This window comes from Acidobacteriota bacterium (assembly GCA_016713675.1).
Lineage (GTDB): Bacteria > Acidobacteriota > Blastocatellia > Pyrinomonadales > Pyrinomonadaceae > OLB17.
Genome location: JADJOS010000001.1, coordinates 308499 through 333072, shown reverse-complemented (window position 1 = coordinate 333072; position 24574 = coordinate 308499). Strand labels below are relative to the sequence as shown.

Here is a 24574-nt window from a genome sequence, read left to right as displayed (position 1 = left end):
GGTCAAGAAAAAAGGCCGCCTGTTCGGGCGACCTTTTTGGTTTATCTTGCAAGTATCGCCCTTACTTCGTGCGGGCTTATGCAATATGAACACCCTTCCTACCGGTCGGGTTTCTGCCTATTAGAGTTTGACGAAGACGATCAGCAGAGCGAAGAGCACGAGTGATTCGATAAGTGCCAACGCGATGATCATGAGCGTCTGAACGGTTCCGGCTGCTCCGGGATTGCGTGCAGCACCTTCGGCAGCACGCGAGCCGACGAGGCCCTGTCCGATGCCGGCGAGTCCGGCTGCGAGGCCGAAGCCGATGCCGCCGCCGATAGCTTTAGCGGCGAGGACCGACGATTCGTTGTCAGCTGCTCCGCCCTGTGCGAGTGCAGGCAATGCCATAAGGGCAAGTGCCAATATTGCAAAAAATGCGTATTTCAATTTTTTCATATGTTTCTCCTGTTTTGTTAATTAACAGGCCGAGCGGAGCGGTCAATTAGAAACTTGTGTTGGTATGATTTCGCCTCACTTCCGGTATGCCGCGGATTTTATACTCCCAAAGAGTCCGCGTCTCCTGATGCGTGCGGGCATCGTGCCGGTCGCGTGACCGGCTGAGTTATTCACAAGTTTTCAATCAAACGGCCCGTTGGCCTTTTCTCAAAGTTCAAATAAAGCGTGAACCTTAAACCTTTTATGCATGTGCGACGGCAACTTCGCCGTGTGCTTCATGCTCGTGCTCATCGTGATCGTGCGGGGCGTGTGAGACCTCGCCGATGTAGATCATCGAGAGCAGCGTAAATACAAATGCCTGAACGAACGCGACGAATACCCCAAGCAGCGTCAACGCGAGCGGCAAAATAAAATGTGTGAACGGCGGTGCCAGATTTGTGATCTGTACGAACACCTGCTCGTCCGAAAACATATTGGCAAACAAACGAACGCCAAGCGTGAACGGACGAATCGAATTTGAAATGATCTCGATAAAGAAGATCAGAATTGTGATCGGGAACATTAGCAGCGGCAGTTTCGGCCCCGCAAAGTGAGCGATGTGCCCGAACAGACCGTTTTCGCTGATGCCGACGTAGTTGTAATAGACTAACGGCGAAAGACTAAGGGCAGACGTCACGTTGACCGAGGCGGTAGGCGACATGAACATCGGAAAATGCCCCATCAGATTCGATACGAGGATCAAAATTCCGAACGTCGCAACGATCGGGAAATGGCGGAATCCGTGTTCGCCGATGATACTGACGATCATGTCCTTGATCGCGAGCACGCCGGCCTCGAGTGTGAGCTGGCCGGGCTTCGGATCGTCCTGCGAAAGCTTGCCTTTCAGCAAATAAACGACAAAAACAGTTAATAGACACGCGATCACAAACATGATCGTGTACCAAGGTATCGCGTTTTCGACCGTGTACGGACCAAATGCCTTTGCGGCGGTAGTACCGAATTTCGAAAAGACGTATTTGTTCCAAAGCGGCTCGGTATATGCGACCTGAAATTCGTGTACCGGCTTGCCGACGTAATGGTTGATAAACTCGACGATCAAGGGAACATGATGACCGCCGCTTTCTGCAAATAACAACATTGTTATGATTCCTGTCCGTTAAAACTACTAAAAATTCCGATCAAGCCTTCGATCACGACCGCTAATGCAAATGCTGCGAGGCCCAAAACAACAGCCGCTATCGGCAGCACGCCGGTCGCATATATCGCCCAAACCACGAGGCCCAAAAAAACGTACCGAAGAATGTATCTGACGCTAAGCAGCATGGGCTTTTCACCATTTGCTGCTTGGGCAAATATTGCCCGCGTCGAATTCCGCTGCCAAAAATAATTGGCAAATGACATCGCTCCGCCAACCATCACGCCGGCACCGAACCTGGCAGGGCCGAATATATAACCTGCGATAGCACCGACGGCTATGATCACGGCCATTATCACGAGCACGCGGCTTAGCGATACTTGCGGCGGCAATTGGTCTTCGGTTGTCAAAGGCTCCAGCATGGTGCTCACGCGCGAATCTTAAATTTTACAAAGAAATGGGCGAAAATTCAAAAGCTCAGAGCATGAACCGCAAATTCACGAGAAATGGCACGGATCATCTCAGAGGTTCTCATCTTGTTCGTCGTCGACGTGCGACATTAGCGGACTGATCGACGGGCCATTCTTGTTCGTAGTGAAGATGCGTGAAGAGATGCGGACCACTTGAACAAATCCGATTATCGAGCCAAGGACGATCCCGCCGACGAGGCCCCACGGCTTTGTGCCGAACATCCAATCGGCGATCCAGCCAAGGAGCAGCATAAAGGCGACCGAGACGACAAACACTATGCCGATCGAATATGCGAGGCCGCTGCGGCGGACAGTTTCTTCGGTTGTTTCGGGTTCAAACGGGGCCGGAACGAAGTTTGGAACAATATCCGGTTGGAATAGCGGCGTGTCGACATTACTCTCGGAATGAAACGGCTGGGCGTCGTAGCTCGGCGCGGATTCGACCATCGGATCCGTGATTCGCTCGATCGGCGGTTCGGCATATGGATCGACGGCCGTCTCTGTAATTGCCGGTTCTGCAACAACCTCCGAGTTTAGATTCCATTCGAGATCATCGGCGTACGGATCGTCGTAAACCGGGGCGGCCGCAATTCGTGGTGCGCGGACCCGTTTCGGCTTCGGCATATCTTCGATTGGGTTCTCGTCGTCGTTCATCGCTTCTTTGCTCGTCTAATCCGCAATAATGACAGTTTCGTGGTTTGATTTCAACACGTAGGTCGTTCCGCGCCATGTCATCCGTCGGGAAAGCCAGGCGGCAAAGCAATTGTAAAAGAAAATGAGCGGAGCCAGGAGAAACAGCGTTAACTGCGAAAATGTTTGCTTTCGTAATTCCTTATCCCATTGGGTCAGAGTGAGACGGACCGCTTTGAGCCGCAGATATGCCTTTCCGATGCTGAATGCCGAGACGAGAACAAGTGTGGTGATCGCCGCGGCGACCTGCCAACCGTTCGAACGGCTGAAGATCGCGATCAGAAGCGAAGCGATCATAACGACATTGAATAGGCCCGAACCGATGAACGACATCAGCCAAAGGCTTGGTGCATAAACGCGGGTGATCTTCATCTGGCGTGTCGTAAATTCGAGCATTTGGCGAAGATCGCAGCTTTCGAGCGTTGCTGCCATCGCCTGCGGAACAAATACGATCGGCATATTCGCCTCGTCCATCGCCCGTGTAACCGCAAAATCGTCAGAGAGAGTGCCTTGCCATTTTGTACGCATATCGAGGCGTTCGAAGGTGTCGCAGCGAATCGCCATCGAGCCGCCCCAGCAGAAGTTCGAGCTTGTGTTCGGGCCGAGCGCCGAAGCGATCGAGGCGTTCCAAACACTATTCAATTCCGAGGCGAAATTTGGCTTTTTCGAGATAAACCAGCGATAGCCTGTTGTCGCTCCGACCTCGTCGTCCTGGAGCGGAGCGATCAGGTCGCGGAGCCAATTGGATGACGGACGAGCGTCAGAATCGACGAAGACATAGATCTCGGACCTGTGATCTGCGTGCAGAACGGCTTCCCTTAGGTTTTCTACTTTTTGGCTGCAGTCTTGGGCCTTGGGGGCGATGACGAGTCTCGACCTAACGTTGACACCCCGGCCGGGATGCCCGTCTGGGGACCCCGCATTGCTCTCGGTTCTGACAAGAGCAACGGCCGGATCGGATTCGTCATCGACGACGAAGATGATCTCGTATTCCGGAAAGTCCTGGCCGAACAGTGCGGCCAAATTCTCGGGCATCCCGTCATCGATACCGCGGTATGGCGCGATCACGCTGACGAACGGCGTATATTCCGAACGCGGGCGGGCGAGTTCTTTGCGGAAAAACGCCAAATAGCGAAATCCCCCGACGAGCGATCGGTAGCTCAATAGGATAAGGACCGCCGCGAAAAAATAATACACGAAGATCATGTGTGCGAAATTGGGGCGATGAGCGGCGTCAGGTATTCGATAGTGCGTTCGGCGGCACCGCGGTTGTTATTCATCACTGCGAGTGCGTTGGTGCCGAGGGTTTTGCGTTTTTCATCGAACTGGAGCAGCTCGCGGAATGCGTCCGCGAGTTTCGCCACGACGGTTGAATCATTTGTCTCATCGAGCTGCAAGAGGGCGTCCTTGTCCAAAAACTCGGTCACGGCGTCGGCAAAATTTGCTGTGTTGTGCCCTGTAATTATCGCTCTGCCGCTCGCAGCAGGCTCAAAAATACTCTGGCCGCCGTGCGGGATCAGGCTGCCGCCGACAAGGACGATCTCGGCAAGCGGATAGGCGGACCGCAGTTCGCCTATGCTGTCCAGCAAGATGATCTCGGCGGTCTTGTCACGCGACGATTCGGCCTCGGTACGGCAGGCCCAATCGAAACCGGAATTTTTGATCAGAGCCCTGACCTCGGCAAAACGCTCGGGATGCCGCGGAGCGATCATCAGACGGGGCAGTCGTTCGCCGGCATTCTTCCAAACTTCCTTAAAGGCATCGAGTATCCATTTTTCCTCAGGCTGGTGAGTGCTGGCGGCAATTATCAGCGGAGCGTCCGGCGAGATGGAAAACCTTGAGCGAAATGCTTCGGTCAGTTCATTTTCCGTCGATTCGACATTGTGGTCAAATTTGAGATTGCCGCTGACGCGGACCTTGCTGGCACGAATGCCGAGTTCCATCAGGCGTTTTGCATCTGCATTTGTCTGCATCAAGGCCAGATCGAGATAGCCGAGGATGCGGCGCATTGAGGTTTTGAAACGGGCGTATCGCGTGTACGAACGCTCGGACAGACGGCCGTTGACGATGCAGATGCGGGACTTTGCGTGGTTTGTCTCGCGAATAAAATTGGGCCAGATCTCGGTCTCCATCAGCATGACGACCGACGGCCGATAATGCCTGAGAGCCTTTTTGACGCTAAATCTCCAATCAAAAGGGAAGAAAAAGACCGCGTCGGCCGAATCTGCGAAGATCTCTTTGGCGAGCTTTTGACCTGTTTTTGTGGTCGTTGAGATGACCAGGCGATTTTTCGGAAAGTTCGTTTTTATGCTCTCGACCAGCGGCCGGGCAGCGTTCGCTTCGCCAACCGAAACACAGTGGAGCCAAAGGACGGGACGCGTATCGAGCTTGAATTCAGGGAGCCAGCCTAACCGTTGGGCAAATCCGGACGCGTATTTACCGCCGGTCACAAGGTCAAAGAGAAACCTCGGCGACAGCAGTATAAATCCCAATGTGTATATGAGGCTGTAGAAAAAGAACATAGCCCAAAACCAAAGGCCCAATGTCCAAAGCCTCTTGAAATACTTTGGACCTTGGACCTGAAACCTGGGACCGTAAAATTACTTTACCCTTTCAATATACTTCGATTCGGTCGGATTTACCCGAATTTTTTCGCCTTCTTCGATGAACGGCGGAACTGAGACGGTGACGCCGTTCTCAAGCGTCGCGGGCTTGTTCGAGTTTGATGCGGTCGCGCCTTTCAGATTCGGGTCGGTGCGGGTGACCGTCAGTTCCATCGACGCCGGCAGAGCGACGCCGATGGGCGTGCCGTTGTAGAACTCGACCTCGATCACGAGGCTCGGCATCAGCCATTGGGCTGCGTCGCCGAGTTCGTCCTCGGTCAGGGCGACCTGCTCGTAGTTTTCGGAATTCATAAAATGGTGGTGCGAGCCGTCTGAGTAGAGATACTCCATTTTATGCTGCTCGAGAGTCACCTTTTCGAGCGTGTCGTTCGATCGAAAGCGGTACTCGAACGAATTGCCGGTAAGCAGATTGCGAAGACGTGCCTGGACCATCGCCCGCAGATTGCCGGGCGTGTGATGGTGAAATTCCATCACTTTTACGGGTGCTCCTTCGTGCAGGATCACCATTCCTTTTCTGATATCGTTTGCTGAAATAGCCATAAAACCTATCCGATCTCCGTTATGTTAGGTATTCTCGTGTAAACACAAAAGAGATAGTTTAGTTTTCCGAGCGTGGATTTGTCTAGCGGGCCGATATCTTGAATTTGAACGTGCCACGCCACGGGTCGGCCTTGCCGCACTCGGTAACGGTTATCTTGTAATCGCCTTTGGCGGTCGGCGTCACCTCATTTTTGTCATGACAATCGGCGGCCATGTCCTGTTCGTATGTCGATCCTGGCGGCGGTTCGATCGAGATCGTGATGTAGTTTTTGCCGACATTTTCGGTAGTGATCGTTTGGCCCTCGCCGACGCGGATCGTGTAAACGCGCTTTGACTTGTAGCCGTTGAGAGTACCGGTGACGACCGTTTCGTGCGTGCCGCGGGCGAACCGGATCGACGTCGGTTTCTGAGCAAAAACGGCTGTCGACATGATCGACAATACAAAAAAAGCGAATGTGATAAGCAGCAGTTTTTTCATATATCTAAGTAGTGTGACCGAATGCGATCCGGGAATTGAGCGGCTTGACGACAATTGTACCATTCGGGTCTAATTTCCTCGCAACCACTATCGATCAGCGCCTTTTTTGGGGTGAACCAAACGTGTATTTTTCACCTCCCATTCAAATTGTGGTACGTACCACAATTTGATCAGCAAAATTGATGAAAATGCCGTGAAAATGCGTTCTGCGACAGTTTTTAAGGGGCCTGGCGACAATGTTTTAGGGGGCTTGCGACAGTAAAAAACAGGGTCAGCGACAATAAACAAGACCCCCAGCGACAATCGTAAAAAGGGTGTGAAAAACTGTCGTCGGCCGCTGCTGCGGTCCAATTGCAACAAAGACCCATCGCTCCCCAACATTCCCATTCAAAAGCGCGATCTCCAACATCCCATCGCCGCCCCACTTCGCACCCATCGGTCCCAACCGCCCAGCCGCGGCAAGGTTTTCTGTCGAGGGGTGTGGCCAAATCACGACGTTCCGGTCTTTCGGTCAAGCTTTCAGCGGCAGAGTGGACGGTCCGGCCCGAACATCACGTTCCAATTGCGAGAGGCCCGGTGAAGTACGAATGCGGACAGGAGTGTCCGCTGTCCGGCGGACAGAGTGTCCGGACTCCGGTCAGGATCCTATTCTTACTTGGTGAACGGAAGTGCCGGCGGTTCTTCGCCTTCTTTTGGGTAGCTCTTGTTGAGGCCGTCGTAGATCATAATGATCTTTTCGATCCATTCTTTTGCCTCGGCCTTTGACGGGTCATGTTTCAAGGCTTTGCGGTAATCGCCGAGGGCTGATGCATACTGACGGGCGTCCGTCAGGGCGACGCCGCGTTTGTAATAAGCTTCGGCGAGGGCCTTTTTCAGTTTGTCGTCAGACGATTTGGCTGCCAATGCCTTTTCGGCCGAAGTGACCGCGGCATCCAACTCCTTGGTGTCGATCGGCTCGCCGCTTTGGGTCCATTTGGCCTTTTCGCCCGGAGCGGCGGGACTCGGCGTCTGGTTTTCGCTGCTGTGAGCGATGACGGTCTGCGGCGTTCCGGAAGCGGCCGTATTGGTCCGCGAAGTGTTATTCGACTGCACCGGCAAAGGGGCGTTGTTGCACGACGCTGCAAAGATGGCGCCGATAAAGATAATTGCTAATTTCATTGAATTTGTCCTCTTATCAATTCTATCAAACTATCCGCTAATAACCTGTCGCCAACAAGTGAATAAGCGGATGGCCTATTTATTATCGATGTACGGCCGCGACTGGACGACGTAGATCTTGTTGCCGAGAATCCCCCATTCGATGTCCTGTTGAGCTTTGTTGCCGAAGGCGACCTTGATCTGCATCGCCGCTTTGGCAAGGGCACGGGCCTGGATGTCGGTGAGGACGCGTTTTTTAGGCCCGGCGGCACATTTGTCTGCGGTTACCTTGAGATCGCCTTTTTCATCGAACGCGAGCGCATTTTCCTGCTGCGAGAGCGTCATGACGATGACCGAATTCGACCTCGGGTTGAACAATATCTGTTCGGGAATGCCGGTGTTATCGACGACCTTTGAATTGTGCCCGCAAACGGCGCTGATGTAGACGGAATTTATGTTGCGGTCGTCGAACGGATCCTTGGTGATCATTACGCCGCCTTTTTCCATATCTACGCCGACCTGGATCAGTGCGGACATGTAGACATCGGTCTGGCTGACATAATTGCGGACGCGTGCCTCGTACGCCTCAAACTTCCAGAGCGACGCCCATACCTTTTTGACGGCCTCGATCAATTTTTCTTCTTCGATGACATTCGGCACGCTCGAATAAAGGCCCGCACCCGAGAAATTGGGCAGGTCCTCGCTGTTCGAAGAGCTGCGGACAAAGACCGGTTTTCCGCCGAGCTGTGTTTTCCAACGGGCGATGATGTCCCTTTTTAACTTCTCGTCAAATTTTCCTTTCTGGATCGTGGCACGAAATTCTTCGAGCTTTTGCCGGCGGAATTTGGGGTTGTGGACAAAATCGTTCTCGTCCATCAGGTTGATAATGATCTCATCGAAACCATTTTCCTTCATGAATTTGTCGTACCAATAGAACGGGACGGTAAACCCGTCGGGCACGGTGAAACCGGGGATCTTTTTGAACAGCATCTCGCCGAGATTGGCCGATTTTGAGCCGTATTTGATGCTGTCCTTCTTTCGCATCGAGCCGAGCGGGCCGAGTATCGTGGTGTTCAGGTCAGCGGGCGGTATCTGCTCGTCTGGCGGCCGCGGGATGTCGGCCGCCTGCGTCACACGTTCGAGGCTAAAATCGGTCAGAGAAGCGTCGAGCTTCATCCAATAGGTGTTGTATTCCTTGAACAGCTTGTCGGCGTTCTTGATGTAGATATTCGGGATGTTCCAGCCCTTCGCAAGAATATTTATATGCGACAGCGGGCTCGAGGGCTTTGCGACTATAATTCCGCGAACCGGCGGAAGCGTAAGCGGCAATTCCTTGAGGACAAGGATCTCGTTCTCACCGATCTCAACGGTGTCGTCGAGTTTGTCAATTATGTGAAGGCGGCCGGTCGCCTTGCCTGTGTTCAATGCAAGATATGCCTGATTACGGTTCAGCTCGTCCTGCAGGATGCGGTCGATGCCGATGTTCACTGACACATCTTCCTGACGGATCGAGTTTGGTTTGTAAAACGCCTTTTGAAAGAACGCTTTGTTTACAGCAGTGTTGGCGGTTTTGATCAGCTCTGCCGAAGCCATGTCGCCTTCCCAGAGTTCCCAGGTGTATTTTTCGACCGGCTGCTGCCACGCGAGCGTGCCGACAATAAAGCGGCGGTCGAGATCCTGATAGACGGCCTTAAAGATCTCGGTGCCGCGAGGGATCATATAGGTCGCGAGCAGGAAATCTTTGTGAAAGCGGAATTTCTGCGAATTCACGAAATAGATCTTGTCCTTGTCGCGGCGGTCGATGACGAACATCACGTGCGGCATCGCGTACGGAGTCCCCTTGTGATAAACGCGGGCGATCGAGTCAAAAGCGTTTCGGGATTCGAGCTTTGGCAGCGAATTGCGGTTCGAATCGGGCTTTTTGCTCATTGCCCCCGCGGGTTCGCGGGTCGGCGTCGGTTTGCGCGACATCTGAGCTTGACCTGCGGTGGAGAGCAAAAAGAGGGAAATGACAGTGGCTAAAAGACGCATATATATTTTTGTGAAAAGTCAGGGTCTCACAATTGTAGGTATTTTTTGAACGCGGATCGGGCGGATCAAGCGGATCTTACAGATCTTTTAAATTCACTTTTGATCAGCCAAATCCGCTCGATCCGCGTTCTAAATAATTTTAGTTGTTTTCGACACTCACCTTTTTAGACATCCTCTAATGACCTCAATTCGATGCAGGGTCGGCACTTCGGCGTTTGTCGTTAAAAAGAAAAGCCCTTCGCAAGCCCTTTAATGAGGCTTCGCTGCTGATCGATATCTCAAGATCGCGGACCTTGCCGTCCTTGAGGCCGTAGATCCAGCCGTGAATCTCGAGCTGCTGGCCGCGTTCCCATGCGTCCTGAACGATCGTTGTCTCGCCGACGTTCTGCACCTGTTCGACAACGTTGAGTTGGCAGAGCAGATTGAGGCGTTCGTTGGGGTCGGCGATAGACTCAAGCACAGTGGCATGGAGGTTGGCGGTATCGCGGATGTGCCGCAGCCAATTGTCGATCAGGCCGTGCCGTTCGTCATCCACCGCAGCCATAACGCCGCCGCAGCCGTAATGGCCGCAAACTATGATGTGATCGACCTGCAAGACCTCGACGGCGAACTGGATCACCGAGAGGCAGTTCATGTCAGTATGATTGACGAGATTTGCGACATTTCGATGGACAAATATCTCGCCCGGCAAGAGGCCGACGATGGTGTTTGCCGAAACGCGGCTGTCGCTGCATCCGATCCAAAGGTAATCAGGATTTTGCTGGTCGGCGAGATTCGCGAAAAAGCTCGGATTCTCGCGTGTAACGTTTTCGGACCAATTCCGGTTGTTTTCTAAAAGTTCTTGGATGTTTCCCACAGCTATATCTTATCTATATTGGTCATTTACGCAAAATATCTTCGATCGCGTCGCATGCGGTAGCGGTGCCGTGCTCGGCATCGACGATGCGTTTTAGGGCGGCGGCGTTCTCGCGGTATTTGGGATCGGTGAGGATCGGCGTGAGTGCTTTGGCGGCAGAATTTGCGGTGTAATGGTCGCGGCCGATGATCTCGGCAACACCCGCACGGCGGCAGCGGGCGGCATTATCCGGCTGATCGTGGCTGTACGGCATGATGAGATGCGGAACGCCGGCACGCAGTACCTGAGCCGTCGTACCAACGCCGGCCTGATGGACGACACATGCTGCCCGCGAGAAGACCTGTGAATACGGAGCGTATTGAAACGCGGCGACATTCTCATCGAGGTGCTTCGGCGGTTCGTTTTCGCGGCCGTAAAGCAGAAGTGCACGTTTGCCGAGCATTTTTGCGGCTTTTGCACTTTCTTCAAAGAAATCGCGGGCATCCAGAACCGCGGCGGATCCGAGTGTGAAAACGATCGGCGGTTCGCCTGCGTCGAGAAACGCGGCGATGTTCGGGTCAAGCTCACCGGATTCACTCTCGTCGAAGAAGCAAAAACCGGTCTGCAGCGTCGGCGAGTGCCAATCCGTCTGCGGGCGGCCGATCGCTTTTGAGAATAACGCGAGATTGAGCAGTTTTGAAAATTTGTCGTCAAAGATCGGCTCGTGATCTTCGCTCAAACCGATGCTGCGGCGAAATGCTTTGTACGGTTCGTACCAGCTATTCAGGCTCAAGCGCATTACGTTGAACAGGGCACGATGCAGAAATGCGGGCATCGGCCGCACGTATTCGAGCCATTCGGCGGTCGGGTAAATGTTCGGGTCCTCGCATGAGAACATCGAGAGCGGAGCCAGGGTTGTTGATATCCACTTAATGCCCGTTTTCTCGACGAGCGAGGCCGTCGCATAGACGATCTCGCCATTGATCAGCAGGTCGGCACCTTCGCACGCGGCCGCGAGATCCTCGTACATATCGCCGAGATTGGGGAAGATCAACTCCTTGATGACCATCTCCGGGCCGGTCTTGGCGTCCATGGTCTTGCGAAGCAGTTCGCGGTCGGTCGGGTCGACATTTGGGCGGAGCGGCATGAACTCAAGACCGAGACCCTCGACCTTTTCGCGGTAGCCTTCCCACGTATTGACCACGGGCGTGTGGCCGCGTTTTTTGAGTTCGATGGCGAGGGCGAGCATCGGATGCAGATCGCCGAGGCTGCCCATTGTCGCTAAAACTACTCGTGACATTATTTGATCTCTTTGTCGTTTGGTGTGGTTTCAGCGGCGGCGTTCAAACGCTTTTTGATCGCGAATCTCATGCTCAGAAAGAACGCACAAACACCGACGACAGCGGCCGCGAAAGTATAGTCCGATTGCCCGATATTGTAAAAATAAACGGCGGCCCCGATCAGGACCGCCGCAAGGATCTTTAGTCCGATTTCCATCTTAATTGGGTTTCTCTTCGGTCGAATTCTCGATCACGGTGACCGTATTTGAGCGATTCAGTTTTCTTATCAAGTATCGGATCAGGAAAAATCCCGGAAGGCCGATAAACAATAAGAAGGGAAGAAGCGACACGACCAAGGTCACCATTCCCAAAATAAAGCTTAACGCAAAATCGAGGCCGGTACTAAACGATTCGGTAAGCCGAGTGAAAAAACCGCTGGAATTCGCGGCGAATGCCGCTTTCGTTTGAATGCGAACCTTTATTGTCGAAAGGCTTGATTGATTCTCAAGGAAGCGTTTGCGGCCCTCGATCTTCTCGATCTCGCTGCGTACCTCGCCTAGTTGACGCTGGACATTCAGCGCGTCTTCGACTGAATTTGCCCGCTTCATGATCTCCATGAACTGCTGTTCGAGCGCTTTTTTTGCCTTGAGGCGAGCCTCGACATCGATGAACTCTTCGGTAACGTCATCGCCTTTTATGGTCTCGACGATGACACGGCTCGCGGTCTTTCTGATCTCGTCGACTGCCTCGGCAAATTTCGCGGCGGGAACACGGACGGTCATCGTGACGGTGTCGCGGGTCGTGCCTTTCTTGTCGCTGCTACTCTGCTGCGATTCGACAACAAAGCCGCCCTTGCTCTCGGCGATTGACGTGATACTTTTTTGCGATTCTTCGGGAGATTCTGCTTCGAGATTGAGATCAGCGTTTCGGACGATCTTGCGGTCGGTCGGAGCTGTGTCGATCTGCGATGTTTGAGATTGGGCGAGCGTGGCGTCTGGAGCACCGGCCACTGCAGCGATCTGAGTTTCACGGCCACCACCGCCCCCGCCACCATTACCGCTACCGCTGCCCGTCCTGGTCGCGGGTTGATCACTCTGGGCGGGAGCCGCAGTTGACGGCTGCGAAGTGCCGGAAGATTTATATGCATTTGCATTAGTGGCGGCTTGTTCGCCACTGCCGCATGAGATCGATAGAGCGAAAAGAAAAAGGGCGAATGACGGGATGATTTTCATATAGCCTCCAGCGTCGAAATTCTACAACCGAAGAACGATCTTGTTTAGCCTGCCTTGCGGGCTACTTCGCGAAAACTCTCGCCTCGAAAAAACGCAGCGACGGCCCGCATCATTCGCATTAGGGCCCGGATGATCTTTGGGAAAAACCAGATGAATGCGACCACGAATATTCCGAGGATCGACATGATGATGATCGGTGCGAAGACGGCCAGAAGTGCCCCGACGAATGCGATGACGTCTTCGACAATTGAGAGTGCCCAATTTGAAACAGGCTCGGGCGAGAGATTGGCACCGACGCGGAGTGCGGCCTTTGTCCCGTGCGAGCCAAATGCCAAACCGCCGCCGACGAGAGCGGCCGGAATGTAGATGCTCGGGTCGAGCTGATCGGTCGCCGCGTACGCGACGATCGCTCCGGCCGGAATGCGGATGAAGGTGTGTACCACATCCCAGACACTGTCGACATACGGTATTTTGTCGGCGAAAAACTCGACCAGGTAAAGTCCGATCGCAAAGCCTATGATCCACCAGTTGTCCAGCACATCAAGCCCGCCCGGCAGCTTGGTAGCTCCAAATTTTTGGAGCAAACCAAGAACCGAAACCGTCGCGTAGAGATTGATCCCCGACGTCCAGGCGGAGCCAAGTGCGAGACTTAAAGTTGAAAACCATTCCATCGCGATCTACCTCCGACACGAACACTCAAACAGGATAGACAGGATGCACATTATTGTCTACTAAAATATCCTGTTCGAGATCAAGCATGGTCAGATTACGATTCGTCAGCCTCTTCGGTTCCATCTCCGTCTTTCTTAAATCCAAATTTTTCGAGGCGGTATTGGAGCGTGCGGAAGGTTAGGCCGAGCAGTTTGGCCGACTTGGTGATGTTGTTGTCGGTGCGGTCCATAGCCTGCATTATTAGGCTGCGTTCGACCTCTTCGAAATTGACGCCTTCGGCGGGGAGTTTGAAGAGGTCGTTGGAACTCACGCCGCTTGTGCCCCGTGCGCCGGTCATCTCGGGCGGGAGATCGTCGATGGTGATGGTGTCGTTTTCGCAGAGCAGGATCGCGCGTTCGATGGCTGATTCGAGCTGGCGGACGTTGCCGGGATAGGCGTATTCCTCGAGCAGGCGTCGGGCGGGAGTTTCGAATGTGATCTTGCGGTTTGTACCGCGGGTATGTTTTTTGACGAAATAATCGATCAGGACCGGAACGTCGGTGCGGCGTTCGCGAAGGGCGGGAAGTTCGATCGAGAGGACGTTCAAACGGTAATAAAGATCCTCGCGAAATCGTTTTTCCTCGACCATGTGGAGCAGGTCGCGGTTGGTGGCGGCGACGACGCGGACATCGACGTCGATATCGCGGATCCCGCCGACGCGGCGTATCTGTTTTTCCTGCAAAGCTCTCAATATTTTTGCTTGCAGCGAGATGTCGAGTTCGCCGATCTCGTCTAAGAACAACGTGCCGTTGTGGGCGATCTCGAACAAACCTTTTTTGTCGGCGACGGCACCGGTGAATGAGCCTTTTTCGTGGCCGAAGAGTTCGGATTCGAGCAGATTTTCGTTGATCGCGGCACAGTTTACTGCCTGAAATGTCTCGCTCGAACGCAAGCTGTTAGTGTGGATCGATCTCGCGATCAGCTCTTTGCCGGTGCCGCTTTCGCCGCGGATTAGGACGGTCGAATTAGATTTGGCGATCTTGACGATCAGTTTTTTGACCTTGTCCATCTCGGGCGAGACCGAAATGATCTCGGCGTCCAGCGTTGTCAGTTTCTTTAACGCGCGCGAGACGGTCGAGAGCAGATTTTCGCTGTCATAGGGCTTTTGCAGATACTCGAACGCTCCCAAACGCATCGCGTCCACCGCCGAGTCGACCGAGCCGTGAGCCGTCAGCAAAATGACGATGATAGATTTGTCAAAATCCGTGAGCTGCTTGAGCAGATCAAGCCCGCTCATGCCGGTCATCTTGAGATCGGTCAAAACAAGGTCAAAATGCCGGTCCGCGACAAACTTCATCGCCGCCTCGCCCGACGAAGCGGTCGTCACGTCGTAGCCCTCGCCCGAAAGGATCGTTTCTAAAATTTCGCGTTGATTTTTCTCGTCGTCCACGACGAGTATTGATTTTCTTGCCATAATTATTTTCACCACATAGGTACATAGGCAGAGGCCATTTTGCTTTCTATGTTTCTACGTTTCTATGTGGTAAATCTACTTCCGCTTTCGGTAATTTTACCGTAAATTTCGTTCCCTCGCCCTCGGTTGATTCGACCTCGATCGTGCCGTTGTGGATGTCGACTATTTTGTGGACGATCGCGAGGCCGAGGCCGGTGCCGGTTTCTTTGGTTGAGAAATACGGTTCGAATATCTTTGAGAGGTTTTCGGCCGGGATGCCGTTGCCTGTGTCTGTGATCTCGAAACGGACAAAGCCGTTGTCCGGCGATATTTTGACGCTCAGATGTCCTCCTTCGGTGCCCATCGACTGGACGGCGTTGATGAAAAGGTTGTTAAATACGCTTCGCAAGAATTCAGGGTCGCCCAGTATCTGCGGTACGTTTTCGTGTTCGACGACGCCGATCTTGATGTTGTTCTCGGCCGCCTGTGCCTCGACGATGCGGAGCGAATCTTCGACTATCTGACGAGCCACCACTGCACGCAGGTTGGCGTTCGCGGGTCGTGAGTAGTTAAGAAAATCGGATATCTGCGAATTGATGCGGCCGACCTCATCCTTTAACTGCGAGGTGAGCTTGTCAAATTTCTCACGTTTTTCCGCTTCTTCGGGGGCATATTTCGAACGCAGATGGTCGAGCGTCAGGTTGATGTAATTGAGCGGATTGCGGATCTCGTGGGCGATGGCGGAACCTAGACGGCCCACGACGGCGCTTTTTTCGGCTTGTTGGAGTTGGGCTTCGAGATCACGTTTTTTCTCGAGTTCGGCGGTCATTTCATTGAAATTGCCGCCGAGCCGGCCTAGCTCATCGCTATGGTTCTGCGGTACACGAACAGTGAGGTCGCCATCGGCAACGTGCTTGGCCGCGACCGAAAGGTCGGCGATGGGACGCGAAAATCGCCACACGAGTAAAAATGTGATGAGCGACGAAACCATCAGCACTCCGAGCGTGTAAACAAGCGGCTGTGCGGCGCGCCAGGCGGCCTTGCTCTTGTCATTTTTGAGCAGCACCATCACATACCAGCGGCCTTTGCTCGTCTCGATCGGAATGGCGTGTGCCTCGTCATCTTCACTGACGCCTGTACCCGTATTATTTGGAAACTGTTTCAGATCCTCGCCGAGGCGGCTCGCCTCCATCAGTCTTGGCAGATCGGTCAGGTCTGATAGCTTTCTATAGACAGCATTGCCATTTTCGTCGACCTTCGGCTCAAGTGCGGGATTAAGGCTGTCCGCGATCCGCCATTCGTTATCGACGATTATTACGTCCTTAATGCGTTCGGTCGCGGTGTCGTCAAAGAAGGTCTGATCCTCGCGTTTGACGAGGTCCTGCATGTATTCGCTCGACGTGATTCCGTTCGAGCCAATGGCGATCCCGGCAACAAGGGCACGGGTTTGGGCTTCGCGCAGATCGTTGTTCTGCCGCTGCGTGAGCAGGTTGAGATAATACTGGACGCCGAGCGTCGTGATCAGCAAAAATGCGAGTATCAGCAGCAGCCGTCCGCGAAATGTGTTTAGAAACGTCATGGATCTGAAAAACCGCTGCCCTAATACCGCTTGCCACGTGCGTCGGTTGAATGTTATAGTTTTGGTTAGTTTGAACGCAAATTCCTGATCTACGAATTTCAGGGTTATCAGGTCTAGAATTTACGCTCTTTCCTCAAACTCTTCTCCAATCCAATTAGCACGAGGTAAAGCATGAAATTTATGTTCCCCGAAAAATTCCGTTTAGTTTCGCTGGTTGCGATCCTTGCGGTCATTTTCACTGTTTCGTTCGATTCGACTGCCCAAACGCGAAAGCCAGCCGACAAAAAGGCCGCCGCCAAGAAAGCCGCTGATAATAAGAAGGCGACTGCAAAGGCAAAGGATGCCAAGAAAGACAAACGGAAAGAAAAGGAACAAGCAAAGAACAGTAAGAATTCTCGTGCAAAGGACGACAAAGCAAAACGCGTAGCCGACGCCAAGGCTAAGGACGCAAAGACCAAAAAAGCAGACAAGCGTTCTACTGAATCGAAAAAAGAGTCAGCTGAACGCCGCCGCAAAGAAGAGGAACGCCGCCAGGCCGCCCTTGCGGAACAACGCCGCCGCGAGCAGGCCCGCCGTGAAGCGATCGCCCGACAACAGGCATATATCCGCGGCCTGCGAACTGAGACCGAAACGAATATCGCAAACGACCGGATCGACGGCGAGGACCTCGCCATCCGTAATGCCGCGATAAATGCTCTTGGCGGAAACGCCGGTTCGGTCGTTGTGATGGAAGCTCAGACGGGCAAGGTTTTGACTATTGTTAATCAGAATTGGGCCGTTCGCAGCACGATCAGGCCTTGTTCGACGATCAAACTTGTGACTGCCGCCGCCGGTTTGAACGAAGGCGTCATCAGCAAAGAGAACGGCAGTGTCCGCAATGCCTCGACACGGCGAAATCTAGATGACGCGTTAGCATTCTCGGACAATCCGTATTTCCAGCGTGCTGGTGCTAGCATTGGCAACCAAAAGTTGGTCGAATACGGCCGTCAACTCGGCCTCGGTGCCCCGACCGGCATCAATCTCGAAGGCGAGGCTCCCGGCCGTCTGCCGTACAACAATAATAACGCACGCATCTACTCACACGGCGACGACACTGAGGTTTCGACGCTCCAGCTAGCCGTTATGGCAGCAGCTTTGACCAATGGCGGCAACCGCGTTCTGCCGCGTGTCCCGCGAAATACGGTAGAGAAGGCAAACTTTCAGACATTCTATAAGGCCAAAGTCGAACTACCGCAGCAGAATGTTCGCCGTGTAATTCCCGGAATGATGGGTGCCGCCGCATACGGCACTGCCCGCCGCAATATGGACCAGAATCTCGGCGTTGCCGGAAAGACCGGCTCGTGCATCGACAAAGGCTCGTGGGTTGGCCTGTTTACATCTGTCGCACCGATCGAGCAGCCCAAATATGCGATCGCTGTCATTACCCGCGGCCCCAATGCACGAGGACGTGTCGCCGCAGCTGTCGCCGCTAAGATCTATTCCGCACTTTCGCCCCAGATCGTCCGAACCGACCGCAACCTCGCGCAGACCGAGTTTCATATTCAGCCTAAAACTGCGATCACTGCAGCATCGACTGTTGCTGCAGCGAATGAGGATGATGATGACGAGGCCGACGATGCTGACCTCGCAAAGGGCGACATCGCTGACGCAAACGGCAATCGGAATGACGGCCGTAATGTAATAGTCGTGCCGAATGCACCGCGAACCGAGAAAAAACTCGTCCAGAAAACGGGCAGTTCGCAGCCGACATTTCCCCCGGTCGTGATCACCTATTCAAAGGATGGCAAAACAACGACCATTATCAACGATCAACAAAATAAGAAGCGTGAACGTCTAGCAAAGCCGCAATAGCTGAAACTGCCCAAAAGATAAGGGTTTTTGTGTTCGGATCAAAACCTTTTAGGACAAAAACGCGTATTGATGCTTTTTGTTTCGTATCGTTTCGATGTCCGCTTGACACAACTGCAAAAACTACGGGATTATTTACTTTTCCTAAAGTTGGGTGATTGTTTCGCTATTTGCCGCCGAGTGTAGATATTCGATACGAAGTATTGCAACTAATTTATTTTGCTAATCATCTGATTTCACGCGAAACCGTTAATTCGGTTGCCGCGGAATAAATAGTACGCCGACATTATTTGGCGGAGGACGAACTAAATGAAAACGATCTACAGACAATTATTTTTTGCGGCGATCTTGACGGTTTTGCTTGGTGCCGGTTCGCATAGCGTCATGGCTCAAGATGCCTGTGACGCCGCGACTGCCGCCTATGCGGAATGGACCGCACTTTTTGAGAAGAAAGATCTTGCGAGCCGAAAACTTGCAGTTGAGAAAGGCAAAGAATTTGTCACCAAATATGGCAGCTGTGAACCGACAAAGGACGGCGGTATCTTCATCAAGGACAGCCTTCCGGGTATGGAAGCTGTGATCAAACGGATCGAAGAGAGAAATTACGAGAATGCGTTGTTGAAGAGGTTCGACGACGGCATGAAGGCGAAGAACTGGGATGACGTCTATGCCTCCGGAAAGGAAGTTGTTTCAAAGTACGTCGATATCGACGTCAACTCGGCAGCAGATACGCCTGAAGTGCAAAAGCAGAAAAAGGACCGGGCAGATAAATATCGTGCCGCAAAGCTCGTTCTCGGCTCCATTGGCCTCGATGAGACCGGAAAGTCGCCGAGCGTGACAAAATGGAACGAGGATACTATCAGATACGCGAAGTCGTCGATCGCTGACATCGAAGCCGGCAAGACATTTGCGGCGTGGGGCGTAGCACCGTTCGTATACAAAGGTAAGGACGATGCCCTCGGCTGGATGAACTACACGATCGGATACATTCTTTTCAATGACCGAAAAGACAAGAAGGGTGCTGCCGATTATATGTACAAGGCATCGCAGATCGCGTCTGACACGAAGACCAATCCGGTCGTCTACAGCTCGATCGCATCGTTCTATGTCCTTGATCTGAATAAGAATATCGAGGAGCTCAAAGCCCTTCCGGCACCTGTCGACGCGGATACTCCTGAGGTCAAACAGCAGAAAGTTGATGCTATCAAAGACAAGACCGGCATGGTCAACGGAGCCGCCGAGCGAGTAATGGATGCTTACGCACGAGCTTTCAAATTCGCTCCAATGACACCGGCGAGCAAAGCGTACCGTGACAGTTTGAAGGCCAGCTTTAAGCAGATATATGATATTCGCTTCCAAAAGCCCGATGCGACCACGCCGACCGTTGATACATGGATCGACATGGCTGCTGCGAAACCGATAGTAAATCCGTCAACACCGATCACGCCGGTGCTCGATGCTGAAAAGGCATCGACGACGACCGCAACTCCGGGACCCGGAACGCCTGTGACCGTTAAACCGTCGACGCCCAGCGGAACTGCACCGGTCAAGCCGGCAGGACCAGCAGCAAAACCAACACCTGCCGGTGCAAAGCCTGCCGGAGCAAAGCCTGCCGTCGCGGCTGTGAAGAAAAAAGCTGCACGTTAATAGATCGAATTGTCTAAAGATCGGGCCGGACGCTTTATTTATAGGCGTCCGGCTTTCTTTTTCGAATCATTCTCAATAGAATTAGGGACAATGACCTCGAAATTGGCAACGCTCGAAAATCTGACGGGCCACAAATTTTCGGACCTGACGATACTGGAACGCGCCGTCACGCATCGCTCGTGGGCGTTCGAAAATATGCCGGCAGCGTCGGACGAAGAGATCAGGGCAGTGGAAAATGAATCGCTCGAATTTGTGGGTGATTCGGTGCTCGGCTTAGCGATAGCAGAGCAGGTATTTCGCAATAATCCACGGCTCAGCGAAGGCGATCTAACGCTGATGAAGCACCATCTTGTCAGCACCGTGACACTTGCAAAGATCGCTGCCGAAATTGAGATCGGACAATATATTCGCGTCGGCCGCGGCGAAGAAAAGACCGGCGGACGGAAAAAGCAAGCACTGCTGGCAAATACGCTCGAGGCGATCATTGGGGCGATATTTTTCGACGGCGGCTACATCAAGGCCCGGGCGTTTGTCGGCAAAATATTTGCGGATGAAATAAAGTCCGCCACTCCCAAAAGCTCGCTTGATTATAAAACGATGCTGCAAGAGAGGCTCCAGGCTGAAAAACTCGTCGCGCCAAGTTACAATGTAATTCGCGTTGACGGCCCGCCACATCAGCGAAAGTTCTATGTTGAGGCTGTTTGGTCGGGCGGTAAGGCAATGGGCGAAGGGCGATCGATAAAGGCCGCAGAAATGATGGCGGCAAACGAGGCATTGGCTGAGCTTTCCGGTGGAGGGAAGCATACGAAACACGCTAATTGAGACAGACACATTTTTGTTCAGATTATGAGCACAGAAGAGAAAGAGAATACTGAGGCTTCCGGATCAAAACCTACCGGCCCTCCCAAATCGACGTTTCGTGAGTATTTCGAATCGTTTGCCGTTACACTTGTGATGGCGATATTCGGCATGACGTTCATCTTGCAGGCGGTAACAGTTCCGACGGGCTCGATGCAGAATACGATCCTCGTCGGTGATTACCTGCTCGTAAACAAATTCATTTTCACGCCCGGAGGCAGCAGCAGTTTACCTTTTCTGCCTCAGCGTGAGATCGAACGCGGCGACATAATCGTGTTCAAATATCCGGGTGATGCCGTGAATCCCGCGTCGGACCGCGAACGCGGCCTCGTTAAATATCAGATCAATTACGTCAAACGGGTGATCGGATTGCCCGGCGAGACGGTTCAATTCAAGAATAATCAGGTCTTTATTAACGGCGAACTATTGGCTGAACACCGAGTGTTGGGCGATGCGGCCGATGACATCTCCGCCCTGACGACCAAAGAATTCGAAGAACGAAAGCCGGACGAAAAATGGGACGTCTATTATGCGGAAAAGCGGATGAATCTCGTTCAATCGGGCAGGGATCTTTCGGTCAGCGATTGGGATTTCGGGGTCCAGGGAAAACCGATGAGGGTTCCAGATAACCATTTCTTTGTGATGGGCGACAGCCGTGACCGGAGCGATGACAGTCGAGGATGGGGATTTGTGCCGCGCGACCTGATCATTGGGCGGGCGATGTTCGTTTATTGGTCTTGTGATCGAGGTGCCTCGAACGGAAGTGTCTTTGGCTGCCTAACGCACCCGCGCCTTAGCCGGATCGGAAAGTTTGTGAAATAGAGTTGTATTGCCGTTGCTTTTAGGCAACGGTTAGAATTGGATCCTCAACACGGGCTTTAGCCCAACTTTTGCGTTGGGCTAAAGCCCGTTTTCATTTGAGCACGACATCCGTTCGCTAAAGCGAACGGCAATATGAAGTTAAGTATCTCAGAAGAAGTATCAAGTGCTATTAAGCAGCGACAACCCGTCGTCGCGCTTGAGTCGACCGTTATCGCCCACGGCCTGCCTTATCCGCAAAACCTCGAAACGGCGATAAAACTTGAGCAGATCGTCCGTGACAGCGGAGCGGTCCCGGCAACGATAGCGGTGTTTGGAGGCGAATTTTACGTCGGGCTCGTCGAGGAACAGATCGAACAGCTTGCGACTCGAAAGGACATTCGCAAGATATCACGCCGCGACCTGCCGATCGCTGTCGCTAACAAATTGGATTGCGCGACGACGGTCGCGACGACCGCCTTTGTCGCACATCGGGCCGGTATCAAGATCTTCGCGACGGGCGGCATCGGCGGCGTACATCGCGGGTTTGACGCCGATATTTCTGCCGACCTGCCGGAACTCGCACAAACGCCGATCATGGTCGTTTGTTCCGGAGCTAAGATCGTCCTCGACCTGCCGCGAACGCGTGAATGGCTCGAGACGAACGGCATCACCGTGCTCGGATGGCAATGCGGCGAACTGCCGGCGTTCTATTCGCGGGCAAGCGGGTTGGCGATCGACGAACGCGTTGAGTCGGCAGAAGATGTGGCGAAGGTCGCAAGTGCCCGCGATGAGCTGGGGTTAAAAAACTCGATCCTACTGACCGTGCCGATCCCAACGGAATTTGAGATCGACCGCGGCGAACTCGAAGCGATCCTCGCCGATGCCCTGAAGCTCGCCGATGACCGAGGCGTGCTAGGTAAAGAGATCACGCCGTTCCTGCTCTCGCAGATGTCCGAGCGAAGCGGCGGACGAACGCTCACAGCAAATATCGCTTTGCTTGAAAACAATGCCCGAGTCGCCGCATTGGTCGCGGCAGCCATAGCAAATGGAAATCAGAGTTGACGGTCTGACCGATCCACGGATACACGGACTGCTTAATGAGCATCTTGAGAACATGAGGGCGATCTCGCCGCCTGAAAGTGTTCACGCGTTAGATCTCGACAAACTCCGTGCGCCCGATATCACTTTTTGGACAGCTTGGGAAGGCGATGAATTACTCGGCTGCGGTGCGTTAAAAGAACTCGATGACACGCACGCCGAGGTAAAATCGATGCGGACGGCATCAGGACATCTGAGAAAAGGCGTCGCGAGGCAAATATTGGCTCATATCATCAGCGAGTCGGTTCGACGCGGTTACGGCCGCGTCAGTCTCGAAACCGGTTCGATGGAAGAGTTCGAACCGGCACGAAGGCTCTATGCAAGTTGTGGATTTGAATTTTGCGGCCCTTTTGCCGAATACCTCGACGATCCGAACAGCGTTTTTATGACCAAGGAAGTTTGACCGTTTATTTTGTCGGACGCTTTTCCATCTTTGCTTTCAAAGAATCCATCCGCTTTTGTGCCTCGACGGCTTCGGGAGTTCCGGCGTGTTTCTTGATTATCTCAGCCCAACTTCCGCCGTTGTAATGGTATTGTTTTGTCGCCGAATTGAACAGAAAGACAACGCCGAGTTTGCGATACCGGTCGAGCATATTGAAGTTCAGATAATAGCTATGCATAGGCGCATTAGACGCTGCCATTTCGCTGCGATTCAAGCGGCTTGATGCGTCCTTGGATAGCTTAGCAGCGATCAGTTCGAGAATGTCGCCATACAGCAGCAGGATCGCAGGGCGGAATTTCGATTCGGGAAAGAGTGCAAAATACTCGCCTGCCGCTTCGACGTGATCAAAACCGTCCAGGGCCTGCACGAGCCTTGCAAGGCGTTCGTCATCGGACGTGCGAAACCTGCCGAACACCGCATCTGCCTGTACCCAACCAAAACTGCTCGGCGGTGCGGCGATCTTGAAGAATTTAACACCATCAGCCTCGGCAACGCTGACGATCTGGACATTTCGACCGCGCTGTATACGATGGATCGGGCGGGCATACAGGCTCGGTTCCTCGCGAACGACGGAAAGGGTCTCATCCACAACGACAGCCGTTTTTCCAACCTCGGCCGCTTTTGCGGCTGAAGGCCGGGGCTTTGTTTGTACAGTAGGCTTTTTGGGCTGTGCGTTCACTGTGCCGCTGATCGCGGCGATCGTGAGAAGGAGTGTTGCAAGTAAAGGGAGTTTCATCACGTTCCCGATCGTAGCGTTGAGATCATTTTTGCCGCTTATCGGCTTTCCTGATCTTGTCCTGCATGCCGGCATGATGAAAATGACAGATCGCGATCGCGAGGGCGTCGGCCGCGTCGTGCGGCGTCGGTATCGTTTTCATCTTGAGCAGGATCTTGACCATCTGCTGTACTTGGTGCTTTTCTGCGTTGCCGTGGCCGACGACGGTTTGCTTTATCAATCGCGGGGCATATTCGGCAATCGCCATTCCTCGCTGCTCGGCGAGCAGAAGCATGAGGCCGCGAACCTGCCCGAGTTTCAAAGCGACACCAACATTCACCGCGTAAAACGTGTCTTCAACCGACAACACATCCGGCGAATGTATCGCCATCAGGTCAGCGACGGCATCATAAATATTGTGCAGCCGCTTGGAGAAAGCATCGCGCGTACTCGACCTGACGGTGCCGAAATCCACCAGCGTGTATTTGGTTCCGGTGCCGTCGACCACACCCCAACCGAGCGTTTCGCTGCCCGGATCGATTCCTAAAACACGCATTTTATCGATTTACCGCTTATTCAATTTAGACAAGATACT

Annotated in this window: 25 protein-coding genes; 6 read left to right on the top strand and 19 right to left on the bottom strand. The window is 53.3% G+C overall.

The genetic code is table 11. The features are described 5' to 3' along the window. Positions 1 to 120: 120 nt before the first annotated feature. From IPK01_01565 to IPK01_01485, 17 genes are all read right to left on the bottom strand, one after another. Complete coding sequence (locus IPK01_01565; protein MBK7932186.1) at positions 121 to 435, bottom strand: ATP synthase F0 subunit C; 315 nt, start codon at positions 433 to 435, stop codon at positions 121 to 123. A gap of 241 nt (positions 436 to 676) precedes the next feature. Continuing rightward, positions 677 to 1573 carry a F0F1 ATP synthase subunit A gene (atpB, locus tag IPK01_01560; protein ID MBK7932185.1) on the bottom strand — a complete coding sequence of 299 codons (897 nt, stop codon included), beginning with the start codon at positions 1571 to 1573 and terminating at the stop codon, positions 677 to 679. Positions 1574 to 1575: 2 nt separating this feature from the next. Then, positions 1576 to 1992, bottom strand: a complete 417-nt coding sequence (locus IPK01_01555; GenBank protein MBK7932184.1) for an ATP synthase subunit I — start codon at positions 1990 to 1992, stop codon at positions 1576 to 1578. Positions 1993 to 2091: 99 nt separating this feature from the next. Then, positions 2092 to 2487: an AtpZ/AtpI family protein gene (locus IPK01_01550; protein ID MBK7932183.1), complete on the bottom strand. Its 396-nt coding sequence runs from the start codon at positions 2485 to 2487 to the stop codon at positions 2092 to 2094. Positions 2488 to 2709: 222 nt separating this feature from the next. Then, positions 2710 to 3936 carry a glycosyltransferase gene (locus IPK01_01545; protein ID MBK7932182.1) on the bottom strand — a complete coding sequence of 409 codons (1227 nt, stop codon included), beginning with the start codon at positions 3934 to 3936 and terminating at the stop codon, positions 2710 to 2712. Beyond that, positions 3933 to 5252 (bottom strand): 3-deoxy-D-manno-octulosonic acid transferase, encoded by a 1320-nt coding sequence (locus IPK01_01540; protein MBK7932181.1) that lies wholly within the window; start codon positions 5250 to 5252, stop codon positions 3933 to 3935. Before IPK01_01540 ends, IPK01_01545 begins: the two co-directional genes overlap by 4 nt. 78 nt (positions 5253 to 5330) lie before the next feature. Further along, positions 5331 to 5894: an elongation factor P gene (gene efp, locus IPK01_01535; GenBank protein ID MBK7932180.1), complete on the bottom strand. Its 564-nt coding sequence runs from the start codon at positions 5892 to 5894 to the stop codon at positions 5331 to 5333. A gap of 82 nt (positions 5895 to 5976) precedes the next feature. Further along, positions 5977 to 6372 (bottom strand): hypothetical protein, encoded by a 396-nt coding sequence (locus IPK01_01530; protein MBK7932179.1) that lies wholly within the window; start codon positions 6370 to 6372, stop codon positions 5977 to 5979. 651 nt (positions 6373 to 7023) lie between these two features. After that, a complete protein-coding gene (locus IPK01_01525; protein ID MBK7932178.1) occupies positions 7024 to 7530 on the bottom strand; it encodes a tetratricopeptide repeat protein in 507 nt (168 codons plus the stop codon). A gap of 75 nt (positions 7531 to 7605) precedes the next feature. Then, on the bottom strand, positions 7606 to 9540 hold the full coding sequence (locus IPK01_01520; protein ID MBK7932177.1) for a PEP/pyruvate-binding domain-containing protein: 1935 nt from the start codon (positions 9538 to 9540) through the stop codon (positions 7606 to 7608). A gap of 184 nt (positions 9541 to 9724) precedes the next feature. Then, entirely contained in the window at positions 9725 to 10396 is a 672-nt protein-coding gene (can, locus tag IPK01_01515) for a carbonate dehydratase (protein MBK7932176.1), read from the bottom strand. 22 nt (positions 10397 to 10418) lie between these two features. Then, complete coding sequence (locus tag IPK01_01510) at positions 10419 to 11675, bottom strand: glycosyltransferase family 1 protein (protein ID MBK7932175.1); 1257 nt, start codon at positions 11673 to 11675, stop codon at positions 10419 to 10421. After that, entirely contained in the window at positions 11675 to 11872 is a 198-nt protein-coding gene (locus IPK01_01505; GenBank protein ID MBK7932174.1) for a hypothetical protein, read from the bottom strand. The genes IPK01_01510 and IPK01_01505 overlap by 1 nt, the downstream gene beginning before the upstream one ends. A 1-nt stretch (position 11873) precedes the next feature. Next, a complete protein-coding gene (locus tag IPK01_01500; GenBank protein MBK7932173.1) occupies positions 11874 to 12887 on the bottom strand; it encodes a DUF4349 domain-containing protein in 1014 nt (337 codons plus the stop codon). A 44-nt stretch (positions 12888 to 12931) separates the two neighbouring features. Beyond that, the gene (locus IPK01_01495; GenBank protein ID MBK7932172.1) at positions 12932 to 13558 is read right to left on the bottom strand and encodes a DUF4126 domain-containing protein; all 627 of its coding nucleotides are present in this window, start codon (positions 13556 to 13558) and stop codon (positions 12932 to 12934) included. 95 nt (positions 13559 to 13653) lie between these two features. Continuing rightward, positions 13654 to 15012 (bottom strand): sigma-54-dependent Fis family transcriptional regulator, encoded by a 1359-nt coding sequence (locus IPK01_01490; GenBank protein ID MBK7932171.1) that lies wholly within the window; start codon positions 15010 to 15012, stop codon positions 13654 to 13656. 46 nt (positions 15013 to 15058) lie between these two features. Then, positions 15059 to 16570 carry a HAMP domain-containing protein gene (locus tag IPK01_01485; GenBank protein MBK7932170.1) on the bottom strand — a complete coding sequence of 504 codons (1512 nt, stop codon included), beginning with the start codon at positions 16568 to 16570 and terminating at the stop codon, positions 15059 to 15061. Between the two features lie 171 nt (positions 16571 to 16741). Between IPK01_01485 and IPK01_01480 the strand changes: the two genes are divergently transcribed. The 6 genes from IPK01_01480 to IPK01_01455 all read left to right on the top strand — a co-directional run bounded on the left by IPK01_01480 (position 16742) and on the right by IPK01_01455 (position 23225). Beyond that, entirely contained in the window at positions 16742 to 18421 is a 1680-nt protein-coding gene (locus tag IPK01_01480; GenBank protein ID MBK7932169.1) for a hypothetical protein, read from the top strand. A gap of 306 nt (positions 18422 to 18727) precedes the next feature. Then, positions 18728 to 20065, top strand: a complete 1338-nt coding sequence (locus tag IPK01_01475) for a hypothetical protein (protein ID MBK7932168.1) — start codon at positions 18728 to 18730, stop codon at positions 20063 to 20065. Between the two features lie 90 nt (positions 20066 to 20155). Next, on the top strand, positions 20156 to 20887 hold the full coding sequence (rnc, locus tag IPK01_01470; GenBank protein MBK7932167.1) for a ribonuclease III: 732 nt from the start codon (positions 20156 to 20158) through the stop codon (positions 20885 to 20887). A 24-nt stretch (positions 20888 to 20911) separates the two neighbouring features. Then, positions 20912 to 21745: a signal peptidase I gene (lepB, locus tag IPK01_01465; protein ID MBK7932166.1), complete on the top strand. Its 834-nt coding sequence runs from the start codon at positions 20912 to 20914 to the stop codon at positions 21743 to 21745. Between the two features lie 132 nt (positions 21746 to 21877). Further along, positions 21878 to 22786 carry a pseudouridine-5'-phosphate glycosidase gene (locus IPK01_01460; GenBank protein ID MBK7932165.1) on the top strand — a complete coding sequence of 303 codons (909 nt, stop codon included), beginning with the start codon at positions 21878 to 21880 and terminating at the stop codon, positions 22784 to 22786. Next, on the top strand, positions 22770 to 23225 hold the full coding sequence (locus tag IPK01_01455) for a GNAT family N-acetyltransferase (protein MBK7932164.1): 456 nt from the start codon (positions 22770 to 22772) through the stop codon (positions 23223 to 23225). Before IPK01_01460 ends, IPK01_01455 begins: the two co-directional genes overlap by 17 nt. Positions 23226 to 23229: 4 nt before the next feature. Here the strand turns inward: IPK01_01455 and IPK01_01450 are convergent, their stop codons facing one another. Both IPK01_01450 and ruvC read right to left on the bottom strand, forming a co-directional pair. After that, complete coding sequence (locus tag IPK01_01450) at positions 23230 to 24000, bottom strand: hypothetical protein (protein MBK7932163.1); 771 nt, start codon at positions 23998 to 24000, stop codon at positions 23230 to 23232. A 25-nt stretch (positions 24001 to 24025) separates the two neighbouring features. Continuing rightward, positions 24026 to 24535, bottom strand: coding sequence for a crossover junction endodeoxyribonuclease RuvC (ruvC, locus tag IPK01_01445; GenBank protein ID MBK7932162.1), 510 nt, complete (start codon positions 24533 to 24535; stop codon positions 24026 to 24028). Positions 24536 to 24574 lie beyond the last annotated feature (39 nt).

What these genes read in the sequence shown, in the direction of transcription:
- IPK01_01525 (MBK7932178.1), bottom strand. Translation starts at nt 7,530, where the DNA reads ATGAAATTAGCAATTATCTTTATCGGCGCCATCTTTGCAGCGTCGTGC.
- IPK01_01510 (MBK7932175.1), bottom strand. Translation starts at nt 11,675, where the DNA reads ATGTCACGAGTAGTTTTAGCGACAATGGGCAGCCTCGGCGATCTGCAT.
- efp (MBK7932180.1), bottom strand. Translation starts at nt 5,894, where the DNA reads ATGGCTATTTCAGCAAACGATATCAGAAAAGGAATGGTGATCCTGCAC.
- IPK01_01490 (MBK7932171.1), bottom strand. Translation starts at nt 15,012, where the DNA reads ATGGCAAGAAAATCAATACTCGTCGTGGACGACGAGAAAAATCAACGC.
- ruvC (MBK7932162.1), bottom strand. Translation starts at nt 24,535, where the DNA reads ATGCGTGTTTTAGGAATCGATCCGGGCAGCGAAACGCTCGGTTGGGGT.
- IPK01_01460 (MBK7932165.1), top strand. Translation starts at nt 21,878, where the DNA reads ATGAAGTTAAGTATCTCAGAAGAAGTATCAAGTGCTATTAAGCAGCGA.
- IPK01_01555 (MBK7932184.1), bottom strand. Translation starts at nt 1,992, where the DNA reads ATGCTGGAGCCTTTGACAACCGAAGACCAATTGCCGCCGCAAGTATCG.
- atpB (MBK7932185.1), bottom strand. Translation starts at nt 1,573, where the DNA reads ATGTTGTTATTTGCAGAAAGCGGCGGTCATCATGTTCCCTTGATCGTC.
- IPK01_01480 (MBK7932169.1), top strand. Translation starts at nt 16,742, where the DNA reads ATGAAATTTATGTTCCCCGAAAAATTCCGTTTAGTTTCGCTGGTTGCG.
- IPK01_01520 (MBK7932177.1), bottom strand. Translation starts at nt 9,540, where the DNA reads ATGCGTCTTTTAGCCACTGTCATTTCCCTCTTTTTGCTCTCCACCGCA.
- IPK01_01545 (MBK7932182.1), bottom strand. Translation starts at nt 3,936, where the DNA reads ATGATCTTCGTGTATTATTTTTTCGCGGCGGTCCTTATCCTATTGAGC.
- IPK01_01495 (MBK7932172.1), bottom strand. Translation starts at nt 13,558, where the DNA reads ATGGAATGGTTTTCAACTTTAAGTCTCGCACTTGGCTCCGCCTGGACG.
- IPK01_01455 (MBK7932164.1), top strand. Translation starts at nt 22,770, where the DNA reads ATGGAAATCAGAGTTGACGGTCTGACCGATCCACGGATACACGGACTG.
- rnc (MBK7932167.1), top strand. Translation starts at nt 20,156, where the DNA reads ATGACCTCGAAATTGGCAACGCTCGAAAATCTGACGGGCCACAAATTT.
- IPK01_01550 (MBK7932183.1), bottom strand. Translation starts at nt 2,487, where the DNA reads ATGGTCGAATCCGCGCCGAGCTACGACGCCCAGCCGTTTCATTCCGAG.
- lepB (MBK7932166.1), top strand. Translation starts at nt 20,912, where the DNA reads ATGAGCACAGAAGAGAAAGAGAATACTGAGGCTTCCGGATCAAAACCT.
- IPK01_01485 (MBK7932170.1), bottom strand. Translation starts at nt 16,570, where the DNA reads ATGACGTTTCTAAACACATTTCGCGGACGGCTGCTGCTGATACTCGCA.
- IPK01_01540 (MBK7932181.1), bottom strand. Translation starts at nt 5,252, where the DNA reads ATGTTCTTTTTCTACAGCCTCATATACACATTGGGATTTATACTGCTG.
- IPK01_01505 (MBK7932174.1), bottom strand. Translation starts at nt 11,872, where the DNA reads ATGGAAATCGGACTAAAGATCCTTGCGGCGGTCCTGATCGGGGCCGCC.
- IPK01_01500 (MBK7932173.1), bottom strand. Translation starts at nt 12,887, where the DNA reads ATGAAAATCATCCCGTCATTCGCCCTTTTTCTTTTCGCTCTATCGATC.
- IPK01_01530 (MBK7932179.1), bottom strand. Translation starts at nt 6,372, where the DNA reads ATGAAAAAACTGCTGCTTATCACATTCGCTTTTTTTGTATTGTCGATC.
- IPK01_01450 (MBK7932163.1), bottom strand. Translation starts at nt 24,000, where the DNA reads ATGAAACTCCCTTTACTTGCAACACTCCTTCTCACGATCGCCGCGATC.
- IPK01_01475 (MBK7932168.1), top strand. Translation starts at nt 18,728, where the DNA reads ATGAAAACGATCTACAGACAATTATTTTTTGCGGCGATCTTGACGGTT.
- IPK01_01565 (MBK7932186.1), bottom strand. Translation starts at nt 435, where the DNA reads ATGAAAAAATTGAAATACGCATTTTTTGCAATATTGGCACTTGCCCTT.